Annotated in this window: 8 protein-coding genes, 2 tRNA genes and 3 rRNA genes; 7 read left to right on the forward strand and 6 right to left on the reverse strand. The window is 51.3% G+C overall.

Features of this window, described 5'->3' with window-relative positions; all coding sequences use genetic code 11:
• Window position 1: 1 nt before the first annotated feature.
• Entirely contained in the window at window positions 2-295 is a 294-nt protein-coding gene (locus HV352_RS21365; protein ID WP_000027827.1) for a co-chaperone GroES, read from the reverse strand.
• Window positions 296-570: 275 nt separating this feature from the next.
• On the opposite strand from HV352_RS21365, the gene yjeH reads away from it, so the two are divergent.
• On the forward strand, window positions 571-1836 hold the full coding sequence (yjeH, locus tag HV352_RS21370) for an L-methionine/branched-chain amino acid transporter (protein ID WP_181635073.1): 1266 nt from the start codon (window positions 571-573) through the stop codon (window positions 1834-1836).
• Between the two features lie 48 nt (window positions 1837-1884).
• On the opposite strand, the gene HV352_RS21375 is transcribed toward yjeH, so the two are convergent.
• Window positions 1885-2361 carry an FxsA family protein gene (locus HV352_RS21375; RefSeq protein WP_016151389.1) on the reverse strand — a complete coding sequence of 159 codons (477 nt, stop codon included), beginning with the start codon at window positions 2359-2361 and terminating at the stop codon, window positions 1885-1887.
• A 338-nt stretch (window positions 2362-2699) separates the two neighbouring features.
• Here HV352_RS21375 and aspA point away from each other — a divergent pair, with 338 nt between their 5' ends.
• The 6 genes from aspA to HV352_RS21405 all read left to right on the forward strand — a co-directional run bounded on the left by aspA (window position 2700) and on the right by HV352_RS21405 (window position 8781).
• On the forward strand, window positions 2700-4136 hold the full coding sequence (aspA, locus tag HV352_RS21380) for an aspartate ammonia-lyase (protein WP_016151388.1): 1437 nt from the start codon (window positions 2700-2702) through the stop codon (window positions 4134-4136).
• A gap of 115 nt (window positions 4137-4251) precedes the next feature.
• Window positions 4252-5553, forward strand: a complete 1302-nt coding sequence (gene dcuA / locus HV352_RS21385; RefSeq protein WP_016151387.1) for an anaerobic C4-dicarboxylate transporter DcuA — start codon at window positions 4252-4254, stop codon at window positions 5551-5553.
• A gap of 131 nt (window positions 5554-5684) precedes the next feature.
• The gene (cutA, locus tag HV352_RS21390; RefSeq protein WP_003025447.1) at window positions 5685-6032 is read left to right on the forward strand and encodes a divalent cation tolerance protein CutA; all 348 of its coding nucleotides are present in this window, start codon (window positions 5685-5687) and stop codon (window positions 6030-6032) included.
• Entirely contained in the window at window positions 6008-7717 is a 1710-nt protein-coding gene (locus HV352_RS21395) for a protein-disulfide reductase DsbD (RefSeq protein ID WP_181635074.1), read from the forward strand. Before cutA ends, HV352_RS21395 begins: the two co-directional genes overlap by 25 nt.
• Before the next feature lie 36 nt (window positions 7718-7753).
• On the forward strand, window positions 7754-8329 hold the full coding sequence (locus HV352_RS21400; protein ID WP_016151385.1) for a transcriptional regulator: 576 nt from the start codon (window positions 7754-7756) through the stop codon (window positions 8327-8329).
• Window positions 8330-8705: 376 nt separating this feature from the next.
• Window positions 8706-8781 (forward strand) — tRNA-Phe (locus HV352_RS21405).
• 409 nt (window positions 8782-9190) lie between these two features.
• Here the strand turns inward: HV352_RS21405 and rrf are convergent.
• From rrf to HV352_RS21425, 4 genes are all read right to left on the reverse strand, one after another.
• Window positions 9191-9306 (reverse strand): 5S ribosomal RNA (gene rrf / locus HV352_RS21410).
• 94 nt (window positions 9307-9400) lie between these two features.
• Window positions 9401-12307, reverse strand: a 23S ribosomal RNA gene (locus tag HV352_RS21415).
• A 219-nt stretch (window positions 12308-12526) separates the two neighbouring features.
• Window positions 12527-12602: transfer RNA gene (locus HV352_RS21420), tRNA-Glu, on the reverse strand.
• Window positions 12603-12687: 85 nt separating this feature from the next.
• Window positions 12688-14229: ribosomal RNA gene (locus HV352_RS21425) — 16S ribosomal RNA — on the reverse strand.
• Together the 16S, 23S and 5S rRNA genes with 1 tRNA gene alongside form the textbook arrangement of a ribosomal RNA operon.
• Window positions 14230-14684 lie beyond the last annotated feature (455 nt).

Raw genomic sequence — 14684 nt, forward strand, 5'->3', positions numbered from 1 at the left:
ATTAGGCTTCAACAATTGCCAGGATGTCACTTTCAGACATGATCAACACTTCTTCATTGTCGATCTTCTCAGATTTAACACCGTAGCCATCGTTGAAAATAACGATATCGCCGACTTTAACGTCCAGCGGCTGTACGGTACCGTTGTCCAGGATGCGGCCCTTACCGACAGCGATGATTTCGCCACGAGTTGACTTACCTGCTGCAGAACCGGTCAGTACGATGCCGCCAGCAGATTTAGATTCAACTTCTTTACGTTTGACGATCACACGATCATGTAACGGACGAATACTCATTGATAGCTCTCCTTTGAGAAAGTCTTTATCAGTTATGGGTGACGCCGGCCCGTGAACGGTTTCCCGGCTAGTGACCAGAGAAATGGGGATGGGGCTTTGTACCTTCAAGGGGGCAAGCGAAAAAAAATTTATATCAGCAGAAAATTCCGGCAAAACGCCGACGCGCATCACATTTTATAACGATTTCAGTCACGTCGTCATAAGCAAATACGATTGTGATACCATCAAAAATCTGCGCTGTAGCCCGGTCAATGGGCATAACCGGATAACAACTTATGAGCGGACTGAAACAAGAGCTGGGACTGGCTCAGGGCATTGGCCTGTTGTCGACATCATTGCTAGGTACAGGCGTTTTCGCCGTCCCTGCGCTAGCCGCGCTGGTGGCTGGCAACAACAGCCTGTGGGCCTGGCCGGTGCTGATTGTTTTAGTCTTTCCCGTGGCGATTGTCTTTGCCGTACTGGGTCGTCATTTTCCCAGCGCGGGTGGCGTGGCGCATTTTGTTGGTATGGCCTTTGGCTCACGCCTGGAGCGCGTCACCGGATGGCTATTTTTGTCGGTGATTCCCGTCGGCTTGCCTGCGGCATTACATATTGCCGCCGGATTTGGTCAGGCGATGTTTGGCTGGCATGACGAACAGCTTCTGTTGGCAGAGCTCGGTACGCTGGCATTGGTTTGGTATATCGGCTCCCACGGTGCCAGCTCTAGCGCTAATCTGCAAACGGTCATTGCCGGATTGATTGTTGCCCTCATTGTCGCCATCTGGTGGGCAGGCGATGTGAAACCTGGCGAAATCCCCTTCCCTGCGATAACCGAGATTGAGCTCCCCGGACTGTTCGCCGCGCTGTCGGTGATGTTCTGGTGTTTTGTTGGCCTTGAAGCGTTTGCCCATCTGGCATCTGAATTCAAAAACCCGGAGCGGGATTTCCCGCGCGCGCTGATGATCGGCCTGCTGCTTGCGGGCTCTGTTTATTGGGCATGCACCGTCGTCGTGCTTCATTTTGGCGCCTACGGTGAGCAAATGGCGGCGGCGGCCTCACTGCCAGAGATCGTCGTGCAGTTATTTGGCGTACAGGCACTGTGGGTCGCCTGCATCATTGGTTATCTGGCCTGTTTTGCCAGTCTCAACATTTATATTCAAAGTTTCGCCCGGCTGGTCTGGTCGCAAGCGCAATATAAGCCGGAGAGCCATCTGGCGCGTCTGTCTCCCCGTCACCTTCCACGCAATGCGCTAAACGCCGTATTGGGCTGCTGCGTGATCAGTACGTTGTGCATCTATATGCTGAAAATCAATCTCGATGCGTTAATCGTCTATGCTAACGGCATCTTTATTATGATTTATTTGCTGTGCATGCTGGCGGGATGTCGATTACTGAAAGGGCAGTATCGCATGCTGGCGGTCATTGGCGGTCTACTGTGTCTGCTGCTGTTGGCAATGGTTGGCTGGAAGAGCCTGTATGCGCTGATTATGCTGGCAGGGCTGTGGCTGTTTTTACCCCGCAGGCCGGATAAAGCGACGTTGACGCCGTCATCCGGCAGATAAGCATTTTGCCGGATGGTGCTCACGCTTATCCGGCCCGCATACTGATGCTTAATCCCGAGGATCGTCTTTATGATCAATACGGTTGCGATCGTCGTCTTTGCGCTGAAATTCGCCATCAAAGGTCTCACCGCCACCGGTTCCGGCGCTAAAACCACCGCCCGGCATACGCGAAAAACGCAAATGCGGCAGCAGTTTCATCGTCAGATGTTTTTGCACCGGGGGTAATAAAAGAAGAAGACCGAGGAAATCGGTGAAAAAGCCGGGCAGTACCAACAGCAGACCAGCAATGATCAGCGACACGCTCTTGATCATTTCTGCAGCCGGACTTTCACCAGCCGCCATTTTTTGTTGCATCAGTAAAAAGTTTTTAAATCCCTGGTTACGAACCAGAGACATACCGATAACCGACGTAAAAATAACCAAAATCAGCGTCATCAGGACACCCAGGACATGGGCAACCTGAATAAAAATAGATATCTCTATGTAAACATAGAGAAAAATGGCAAGTAATGGTATCCAGCGCAAAGGGTTCTCCTGTCAATAACAGTCGTTTTTTTCAACGCCTGCCCGATGAATTATGTGACTCGCATCAATTAGATGTTGAGGTGGTTAGCAAAATTTCAAGTCGCTTGTACACTTATTTTTAGTATTAATCCTAAAGGGGTGATCCATTTCACAGAATAATAAATAAGGGGTAAATTCCACGCTTTAAGTGATCCAGATTACGGTAGAAATCCTGAACCAGCATATGATCTCGAGTATCAGACCGATGCAGGGGATAATCGTCGGTCGAGAAACAATCGAAATCACATATATCCTGTGTGTTTAGTCAAATCATTGGCAGCTTGAAAAAGAAGGTTCACATGTTAAACAACATTCGTATCGAAGAAGACTTGTTGGGTACCAGGGAAGTTCCAGCGGACGCCTACTACGGTGTTCACACTCTGAGAGCGATTGAAAACTTCTACATTAGCAACAACAAAATCAGCGACATTCCTGAATTTGTTCGCGGTATGGTAATGGTTAAAAAGGCAGCGGCAATGGCCAACAAAGAGCTGCAAACCATTCCTAAGAGTGTGGCAAATGCCATCATCGCGGCGTGTGATGAAGTCCTGAATAACGGAAAATGCATGGATCAATTCCCGGTAGATGTTTACCAGGGTGGTGCGGGTACCTCCGTCAACATGAACACCAACGAAGTGCTGGCCAATATCGGTCTGGAACTGATGGGTCACCAGAAAGGTGAATATCAGTACCTGAACCCGAACGACCACGTTAACAAATGTCAGTCTACCAACGACGCTTACCCAACTGGCTTCCGTATCGCGGTATACGCATCCATCATCAAACTGATCGATGCCCTGAACCAACTGCGTGAAGGCTTCGAACAAAAAGCTGTTGAATTCCAGGACATCCTGAAAATGGGCCGTACCCAGCTGCAGGATGCTGTACCGATGACCCTCGGTCAGGAATTCCATGCTTTCAGCGTACTGTTGAAAGAAGAAGTGAAAAACATTAGTCGTACCGCTGAGCTGCTGCTGGAAGTTAACCTCGGTGCAACTGCAATCGGTACGGGTCTGAACACGCCGAAAGAATACTCCCCGCTGGCAGTACAGAAACTAGCTGAAGTCACTGGCTTCGCCTGTGTTCCGGCAGAAGACCTGATTGAAGCAACTTCTGACTGCGGCGCATACGTTATGGTTCACGGCGCACTGAAACGTCTGGCTGTTAAGATGTCCAAAATCTGTAACGACCTGCGTTTGCTCTCCTCTGGCCCACGTGCTGGTCTGAACGAGATCAACCTGCCGGAACTGCAGGCTGGTTCTTCTATCATGCCAGCAAAAGTGAACCCAGTTGTTCCAGAAGTCGTAAACCAGGTTTGCTTTAAAGTCATCGGTAACGACATCACCGTTACTATGGCATCTGAAGCTGGTCAGCTGCAGTTGAACGTAATGGAGCCGGTCATTGGCCAGGCAATGTTTGAATCCATTCACATTCTGAGCAATGCTTGCTACAACCTGCTGGAAAAATGCGTTAGTGGTATCACTGCTAACAAAGAAGTCTGTGAAGCGTTTGTATTCAACTCCATCGGCATCGTTACTTACCTCAACCCGTTCATCGGTCACCACAACGGCGACATCGTCGGTAAAATTTGTGCCGAAACCGGTAAGAGCGTACGTGAAGTTGTCCTGGAACGCGGTCTGTTGACCGAGTCTGAACTGGACGATATCTTCTCTGCACAGAACCTGATGCACCCTGCTTATAAAGCAAAACGTTATACTGATGAAAGCGAACAGTAATCGTGTAGGGTAGTACCGGAGAAGGCACGTCATGATGACGTGCCTTTTTTCTTACTCGAAGTTACTTAAAAACAACAATTTAATATCAACTTGTTAAACAACAAGGAAGGCTAATATGATAGTTTTAGAACTTATCATCGTTTTGCTGGCAATCTTTTTAGGTGCCAGACTTGGGGGTATCGGTATTGGATTTGCAGGTGGGCTGGGTGTTCTGGTTCTTGCCGCTATTGGCGTAAAACCGGGTAATATTCCGTTCGATGTTATTTCCATTATCATGGCGGTTATCGCTGCCATCTCTGCCATGCAGATTGCCGGTGGTCTGGACTATCTGGTTCATCAAACTGAAAAACTGCTGCGTAAAAACCCGAAATACATCACGATCCTTGCACCAATCGTGACCTATTTCCTGACTATCTTTGCCGGTACCGGCAACATCTCTCTGGCAACTCTGCCGGTTATCGCTGAAGTCGCGAAGGAACAAGGTATCAAACCTTGCCGTCCGCTCTCTACCGCAGTAGTTTCTGCACAGATTGCGATTACGGCGTCGCCAATCTCCGCAGCCGTGGTTTACATGTCTTCCGTAATGGAAGGTCATGGCATCAGCTACATTCACCTGCTGTCCGTGGTCATTCCGTCCACTCTGCTGGCCGTTCTGGTGATGTCCTTCCTGGTAACAATGCTGTTCAACTCCAAACTGTCTGACGACCCGATTTATCGTAAGCGTCTGGAAGAAGGTTTGGTTGAACTGCGTGGTGAAAGACAAGTTGAAATCAAAGCTGGCGCGAAAACCTCCGTTTGGTTGTTCCTGCTGGGCGTGATTTGCGTAGTTGTATACGCCATCATCAACAGCCCAAGCCTCGGCCTGGTTGCTAAACCGCTGATGAACACCACCAACGCAATCCTGATCATCATGCTGAGCGTCGCGACGCTGACTACGATCGTCTGCCGCGTTGAAACTGACTCCATCCTGAACTCCAGCACCTTTAAAGCGGGTATGAGCGCCTGTATTTGTATCCTGGGTGTTGCATGGCTGGGTGATACCTTCGTATCTCACAACATTGACTGGATCAAAGATACTGCAGGTAGCGTAATTCAGGGTCATCCGTGGTTGCTGGCTGTCATCTTCTTCTTTGCTTCTGCGCTGCTGTACTCTCAGGCTGCAACCGCTAAAGCACTGATGCCGATGGCTCTGGCTCTGAACGTTTCCCCACTGACTGCTGTTGCGTCTTTCGCAGCTGTTTCTGGCCTGTTCATTCTGCCAACCTACCCAACTCTGGTTGCGGCGGTGCAGATGGATGACACCGGTACAACCCGCATCGGTAAATTCGTCTTTAACCATCCGTTCTTCATCCCGGGTACTCTGGGCGTGCTTTTGGCTGTCTGCTTCGGCTTCTTGCTGGGCAGCTTCATGCTGTAAGACTTTACTGCAGGGTGCCTTCGCGCCCTGCAGTTCCTCCTCCTCATCATCCCGCTTTAACTAACATCCTTCCCTCGTCCGTTGTATAGTGACCACTCTTTAGCTGGTTACTCTGTTCTTTCGAGGTGTTTATGCTTGATGTAAAGAGTCAGGATATTTCCATCCCCGATACCGTTGTGGTGCTCTGTACCGCCCCGGATGAAGCAACCGCCCAGGATCTGGCCGCCAAAGTGCTGGCGGAAAAGCTGGCTGCCTGCGTGACGCTGCTGCCTGGCGCGACCTCCCTCTATTATTGGGAAGGTAAGCTGGAGCAGGAATATGAAGTCCAGATGATTTTAAAAACCACCGTCACACACCAGCAAGCCCTTCTCGATTGCCTGAAGTCACATCATCCATACCAAACGCCTGAACTTCTGGTTTTACCCGTCACTCACGGAGACTTTGATTACCGCTCATGGCTCAACGCATCCTTACGCTGATCCTGCTGCTGTGCAGCACATCTACCTTTGCCGGATTATTTGACGCGCCTGGCCGCTCGCAGTTTGTTCCTGCCGATCGGGCGTTTGTTTTTGATTTTCAGCAAAACCAACACGATCTGAACCTCTCATGGCAGGTTAAAGATGGCTACTATCTGTATCGCAAACAGATAAGCATTACGCCATCTCAGGCCGATATCGCCGAGGTAAAACTACCGCCAGGCGTCTGGCATGAAGATGAGTTTTATGGCAAAAGTGAGATTTACCGTAAACAATTGACTATCCCGGTCACGGTCAATCAGGCTAAATCTGGCGCAACATTAACGGTCACATACCAGGGCTGTGCCGACGCCGGTTTTTGCTATCCGCCTGAAACTAAAACGGTGCCATTAAGTGAAGTGTCTGCCGATACCAGGGCGACACCTGCGCCAGTTCCTGCCACCGATACTTTGCAAGAGAGACCACAACCCGCAACCCAGCTTCCCTTCTCTGCGCTGTGGGCATTGCTAATCGGAATTGGCATCGCGTTTACACCTTGCGTATTGCCGATGTATCCGCTGATTTCCGGTATCGTGCTGGGCGGCAAACAACGCTTATCAACCGGACGCGCGCTGCTGCTGACGTTTATCTACGTCCAGGGAATGGCGCTCACTTATACCGCGCTGGGTCTGGTTGTTGCCGCCGCTGGATTGCAGTTCCAGGCTGCGCTACAGCATCCTTACGTCCTGATTGGCCTTGCCGTCGTCTTTACGCTGCTGGCCCTTTCAATGTTTGGCTTGTTCACGCTGCAGCTCCCTTCATCGCTGCAAACACGCCTTACATTGTTGAGTAACCGTCAGCAAGGCGGTTCCCCCGGTAGCGTCTTTGCGATGGGGGCGATTGCCGGCCTCATCTGTTCTCCTTGTACAACGGCCCCGCTAAGCGCGATTTTGCTGTATATCGCTCAGAGCGGGAACATGTGGCTGGGAGGCGGCACGCTGTATCTGTACGCGCTGGGGATGGGATTACCTCTGATGCTAATTACCGTATTCGGTAATCGTCTGTTACCTAAAAGCGGCCCATGGATGGAACATGTCAAAACCGCTTTTGGCTTTGTCATTCTGGCGCTCCCCGTCTTCTTACTCGAACGCATCATTGGCGACGACTGGGGCGTTCGCCTGTGGTCGCTGTTGGGCGTCGCATTCTTTAGCTGGGCATTTATCACCAGCCTGCAGGCAAAGCACGCCTGGATGCGCATCGGGCAGATTATCCTGTTAGCTGCAGCGCTGGTAACCGTTCGGCCATTGCAGGACTGGGCGTTCGGCGTGCCGCATGCTCAAACCCAGACACACCTTAACTTCACGCCTGTGGCTTCGGTGGATGCGCTAAATCAGGCGCTGGCACAAGCTAAAGGCAAGCCCGTGATGTTGGATCTGTATGCTGACTGGTGCGTGGCCTGTAAGGAGTTTGAGAAGTATACGTTTAGCAATCAGCAGGTTCAGCAAGCGCTAGGCGACACGGTGCTTTTGCAGGCGGATGTGACTGCAAATAATGCCCAGGATGTCGCTCTGCTGAAATATCTACAGGTTTTAGGTTTGCCGACTATTTTGTTCTTTGACGCCGAGGGGAAAGAGCATCCGGAGGCTCGGGTAACCGGCTTTATGGATGCCGCGACCTTCAGCGCACATTTGCGCGATCGCCAACCGTGAGCGACACTTGCAACAGGAAATACGGAGGAGAATACCGTGCAACGTGAAGATGTCCTGGGAGAAGCCCTGAAATTACTTGAGGTTCAAGGGATAGCCAATACCACACTGGAAATGGTGGCCGATCGTATCGATTATCCTCTTGATGAACTACAACGCTTTTGGCCCGACAAAGAGGCCATTCTGTACGATGCGTTACGTTACCTCAGCCAGCGGGTGGATATCTGGCGGCGTCAACTTTTGCTGGATGACACCCTGAGCGCTGAACAGAAATTACTGGCACGCTACACCGCGCTGTCCGAATGCGTGAGCAATAATCGCTATCCAGGCTGCCTGTTTATCGCCGCCTGTACGTTTTACCCCGATCCCGGGCATCCGATCCATCAGTTAGCCGATCAGCAAAAAAAGGCGGCACATGACTTCACCCATGAGCTGCTGACGACGCTGGAAGTTGACGACCCTGCAATGGTCGCCAAACAAATGGAACTGGTGCTGGAGGGCTGTCTGAGCCGCATGCTGGTGAATCGTAGCCATGCTGATGTCGAAACGGCACACCGCCTGGCAGAAGATATCCTGCGCTTTGCTCAGTGCCGTATGGGCGGTGCGCTGACCTAAGCAAGCATGCCCGCCAGGCCGAAATGAGTAAACAAAAACGCACCATCGCCACGGTGGTGCGAAATACTCTGTTAAACGCCCGTCCAACTCATTGCCCGACACACCAGCGGGTCCTGCCGCAGCAATTGCACCGTTAGTTACTGGAAACGTCGGAAAGGTTTGTGCACAACTTGCGGTAGTGTGCGGGAGTAATACAGGCCGCGTAACGTTTTCGTCAGCCTTTGCTCATATAGAAGGTCAGATAGGTAAATTGCCTGGAAGTTTTGTGCAAACTTCAGGCATAATCGCACAGATTGCCGCAATATTAAGCGGTTGAACATCTTTTCCCGAAATTTGATTGACTGGCAGACGTGAATACGGTTTAATGCGCCCCGTTGCCCGGATAGCTCAGTCGGTAGAGCAGGGGATTGAAAATCCCCGTGTCCTTGGTTCGATTCCGAGTCCGGGCACCACTATTCAAAGAACCCGTCCTAGAGGCGGGTTTTTGCTTTTATAGTTTCTGATACTTTCCAACCGATCATCTCTCAATATCTTTACTGCTCTACCCCTCACAAAATCCATATGTAAGATTAGTCGTGCCTGTTAACAAGCTGACATCTGGGTTCTATAAGAAGATGGGGTTTAACGTGATGGGATGTACAGAGGTCCGCGATCCTGAGCGACAGTACCTGTTACTCAATCCCGCGCACGGATAACAGGCAATGTGCTGCCGGGAGAGCCAGGTGCGCTGCGCTTCTCAGGCCTGCACACCGGTTGCAACATGATGGGCTGGATAAAATGGTACGCTGCATCCGGCAGTTTTCACTCCCTGCAGACGCAAAAAAGCCCATCCGGCAGGATGGGCTTCTTCACTTATTTGATGCCTGGCAGTTCCCTACTCTCGCATGGGGAGACCCCACACTACCATCGGCGCTACGGCGTTTCACTTCTGAGTTCGGCATGGGGTCAGGTGGGACCACCGCGCTACAGCCGCCAGGCAAATTCTGTTTATCAACACACTTTTCGCATGTCGATGTAATCTGTAATCAAGCTGAATATCGTGTCTCTTCGCCAAAACACCTTCGGCGTTGTAAGGTTAAGCCTCACGGTTCATTAGTATCGGTTAGCTCAACGTATCGCTACGCTTACACACCCGACCTATCAACGTCGTCGTCTTCAACGTTCCTTCAGGACCCTTAAAGGGTCAGGGAGAACTCATCTCGGGGCAAGTTTCGTGCTTAGATGCTTTCAGCACTTATCTCTTCCGCATTTAGCTACCGGGCAATGCCATTGGCATGACAACCCGAACACCAGTGATGCGTCCACTCCGGTCCTCTCGTACTAGGAGCAGCCCCCCTCAATTCTCCAGCGCCCACGGCAGATAGGGACCGAACTGTCTCACGACGTTCTAAACCCAGCTCGCGTACCACTTTAAATGGCGAACAGCCATACCCTTGGGACCTACTTCAGCCCCAGGATGTGATGAGCCGACATCGAGGTGCCAAACACCGCCGTCGATATGAACTCTTGGGCGGTATCAGCCTGTTATCCCCGGAGTACCTTTTATCCGTTGAGCGATGGCCCTTCCATTCAGAACCACCGGATCACTAAGACCTGCTTTCGCACCTGCTCGAGCCGTCACTCTCGCAGTCAAGCTAGCTTATGCCTTTGCACTAACCTCCTGATGTCCGACCAGGATTAGCTAACCTTCGTGCTCCTCCGTTACTCTTTAGGAGGAGACCGCCCCAGTCAAACTACCCACCAGACACTGTCCGCAACCCGGATCACGGGTCTACGTTAGAACACCAGCCATTAAAGGGTGGTATTTCAAGGTTGGCTCCATGCAGACTGGCGTCCACACTTCAAAGCCTCCCACCTATCCTACACATCAAGGACCAGTGTTCAGTGTCAAGCTATAGTAAAGGTTCACGGGGTCTTTCCGTCTTGCCGCGGGTACACTGCATCTTCACAGCGAGTTCAATTTCACTGAGTCTCGGGTGGAGACAGCCTGGCCATCATTACGCCATTCGTGCAGGTCGGAACTTACCCGACAAGGAATTTCGCTACCTTAGGACCGTTATAGTTACGGCCGCCGTTTACCGGGGCTTCGATCAAGAGCTTCTCCTTACGGATAACCCCATCAATTAACCTTCCGGCACCGGGCAGGCGTCACACCGTATACGTCCACTTTCGTGTTTGCACAGTGCTGTGTTTTTAATAAACAGTTGCAGCCAGCTGGTATCTTCGACTGATTTCAGCTCCATGAGTAAATCACTTCACCTACATATCAGCGTGCCTTCTCCCGAAGTTACGGCACCATTTTGCCTAGTTCCTTCACCCGAGTTCTCTCAAGCGCCTTGGTATTCTCTACCTGACCACCTGTGTCGGTTTGGGGTACGATTTCGTGTTACCTGATGCTTAGAGGCTTTTCCTGGAAGCAGGGCATTTGTTACTTCAGCACCGTAGTGCCTCGTCATCACACCTCAGCGTTAACAAGACTCCGGATTTACCTGGAATCTCCGCCTACATGCTTAAACCGGGACAACCGTCGCCCGGCTAACATAGCCTTCTCCGTCCCCCCTTCGCAGTAACACCAAGTACAGGAATATTAACCTGTTTCCCATCGACTACGCCTTTCGGCCTCGCCTTAGGGGTCGACTCACCCTGCCCCGATTAACGTTGGACAGGAACCCTTGGTCTTCCGGCGTGCGGGTTTTTCACCCGCATTATCGTTACTTATGTCAGCATTCGCACTTCTGATACCTCCAGCATGCCTCACAGCACACCTTCAACGGCTTACAGAACGCTCCCCTACCCAACAACACATAGTGTCGCTGCCGCAGCTTCGGTGCATGGTTTAGCCCCGTTACATCTTCCGCGCAGGCCGACTCGACCAGTGAGCTATTACGCTTTCTTTAAATGATGGCTGCTTCTAAGCCAACATCCTGGCTGTCTGTGCCTTCCCACATCGTTTCCCACTTAACCATGACTTTGGGACCTTAGCTGGCGGTCTGGGTTGTTTCCCTCTTCACGACGGACGTTAGCACCCGCCGTGTGTCTCCCGTGATAACATTCTTCGGTATTCGCAGTTTGCATCGGGTTGGTAAGTCGGGATGACCCCCTAGCCGAAACAGTGCTCTACCCCCGAAGATGAATTCACGAGGCGCTACCTAAATAGCTTTCGGGGAGAACCAGCTATCTCCCGGTTTGATTGGCCTTTCACCCCCAGCCACAAGTCATCCGCTAATTTTTCAACATTAGTCGGTTCGGTCCTCCAGTTAGTGTTACCCAACCTTCAACCTGCCCATGGCTAGATCACCGGGTTTCGGGTCTATACCCTGCAACTTAACGCCCAGTTAAGACTCGGTTTCCCTTCGGCTCCCCTATTCGGTTAACCTTGCTACAGAATATAAGTCGCTGACCCATTATACAAAAGGTACGCAGTCACCCCATAAAGAGGCTCCCACTGCTTGTACGTACACGGTTTCAGGTTCTTTTTCACTCCCCTCGCCGGGGTTCTTTTCGCCTTTCCCTCACGGTACTGGTTCACTATCGGTCAGTCAGGAGTATTTAGCCTTGGAGGATGGTCCCCCCATATTCAGACAGGATACCACGTGTCCCGCCCTACTCTTCGAGTTCACAACACATGCACTTTTGTGTACGGGACTATCACCCTGTACCGTCGGACTTTCCAGACCGTTCCACTACCACACATGCTGATTCAGACTCTGGGCTGCTCCCCGTTCGCTCGCCGCTACTGGGGGAATCTCGGTTGATTTCTTTTCCTCGGGGTACTTAGATGTTTCAGTTCCCCCGGTTCGCTTCATTACGCTATGTATTCACGTAATGATAGTGTGACGAATCACACTGGGTTTCCCCATTCGGAAATCGCCGGTTATAACGGTTCATATCACCTTACCGACGCTTATCGCAGATTAGCACGTCCTTCATCGCCTCTGACTGCCAGGGCATCCACCGTGTACGCTTAGTCGCTTAACCTCACAACCCGAAGATGTTTCGTAAAACACTTCAGTGTTGCGAAAATTTGAGAGACTCGGACACACCGCTTTTCATTTCTTATTACGGAGAAATGAAACAGTGTGTCGTTTCAATTTTCAGCTTGATCCAGATTTTTAAAGAGCAAATATCTCAAACGAGACTCGAAAGTCTGTTTTGAGATACTTCGGTCGGCGACTTTCACTCACACATACCAGCAAGTGGCGTCCCCTAGGGGATTCGAACCCCTGTTACCGCCGTGAAAGGGCGGTGTCCTGGGCCTCTAGACGAAGGGGACACTGAAGTCTCAATCGCAAGACGCCTTGCTATTTACTTTTCATCAGACAATCTGTGTGAGCACTACAAAGGTCGGTTCTTTAAGGTAAGGAGGTGATCCAACCGCAGGTTCCCCTACGGTTACCTTGTTACGACTTCACCCCAGTCATGAATCACAAAGTGGTAAGCGCCCTCCCGAAGGTTAAGCTACCTACTTCTTTTGCAACCCACTCCCATGGTGTGACGGGCGGTGTGTACAAGGCCCGGGAACGTATTCACCGTGGCATTCTGATCCACGATTACTAGCGATTCCGACTTCATGGAGTCGAGTTGCAGACTCCAATCCGGACTACGACATACTTTATGAGGTCCGCTTGCTCTCGCGAGGTCGCTTCTCTTTGTATATGCCATTGTAGCACGTGTGTAGCCCTACTCGTAAGGGCCATGATGACTTGACGTCATCCCCACCTTCCTCCAGTTTATCACTGGCAGTCTCCTTTGAGTTCCCGGCCGAACCGCTGGCAACAAAGGATAAGGGTTGCGCTCGTTGCGGGACTTAACCCAACATTTCACAACACGAGCTGACGACAGCCATGCAGCACCTGTCTCAGAGTTCCCGAAGGCACCAAAGCATCTCTGCTAAGTTCTCTGGATGTCAAGAGTAGGTAAGGTTCTTCGCGTTGCATCGAATTAAACCACATGCTCCACCGCTTGTGCGGGCCCCCGTCAATTCATTTGAGTTTTAACCTTGCGGCCGTACTCCCCAGGCGGTCGACTTAACGCGTTAGCTCCGGAAGCCACGCCTCAAGGGCACAACCTCCAAGTCGACATCGTTTACGGCGTGGACTACCAGGGTATCTAATCCTGTTTGCTCCCCACGCTTTCGCACCTGAGCGTCAGTCTTTGTCCAGGGGGCCGCCTTCGCCACCGGTATTCCTCCAGATCTCTACGCATTTCACCGCTACACCTGGAATTCTACCCCCCTCTACAAGACTCTAGCCTGCCAGTTTCGGATGCAGTTCCCAGGTTGAGCCCGGGGATTTCACATCCGACTTGACAGACCGCCTGCGTGCGCTTTACGCCCAGTAATTCCGATTAACGCTTGCACCCTCCGTATTACCGCGGCTGCTGGCACGGAGTTAGCCGGTGCTTCTTCTGCGAGTAACGTCAATTGCTGCGGTTATTAACCACAACACCTTCCTCCTCGCTGAAAGTACTTTACAACCCGAAGGCCTTCTTCATACACGCGGCATGGCTGCATCAGGCTTGCGCCCATTGTGCAATATTCCCCACTGCTGCCTCCCGTAGGAGTCTGGACCGTGTCTCAGTTCCAGTGTGGCTGGTCATCCTCTCAGACCAGCTAGGGATCGTCGCCTAGGTGAGCCGTTACCCCACCTACTAGCTAATCCCATCTGGGCACATCCGATGGCAAGAGGCCCGAAGGTCCCCCTCTTTGGTCTTGCGACGTTATGCGGTATTAGCTACCGTTTCCAGTAGTTATCCCCCTCCATCGGGCAGTTTCCCAGACATTACTCACCCGTCCGCCACTCGTCACCCAAGGAGCAAGCTCCTCTGTGCTACCGTTCGACTTGCATGTGTTAGGCCTGCCGCCAGCGTTCAATCTGAGCCATGATCAAACTCTTCAATTTAAGTTTGATGCTCGTGAATTAAACTTCGTAATGAATTACGTGTTCACTCAGAGACTTGGTATTCATTTTTCGTCTTGCGACGTTAAGAATCCGTATCTTCGAGTGCCCACACAGATTGTCTGATAAATTGTTAAAGAGCAGTTGCGACGCGCTTTAGCGCTCTGTCGCGAGGTGGCGTATATTACGCTTTCCTCTTTCAGAGTCAACCCTCATTTTCAGGTTTTTCTCTTCAACCGAACCGGCTGTTTGTGTGAAGTGATTCACATCTGCCGTGTCGATGGAGGCGCATTATAGGGAGTTTCCTGCGGCCCGCAACCCTTAAATTGCAGAAAAATGACTGACCGCTGCATTCCACAGCAAAACCCCGCCTTATACCCATTTACACACAGAGTTATCCACAATCGTAAGCAAAATAGTGGTCAGCCTCCCTGAAAGAAGTGAAAGCAGATAAGGAA

This window comes from Citrobacter sp. RHBSTW-01044 (assembly GCF_013781945.1).
GTDB classification, from domain to species: Bacteria; Pseudomonadota; Gammaproteobacteria; order Enterobacterales; family Enterobacteriaceae; genus Citrobacter; species Citrobacter braakii.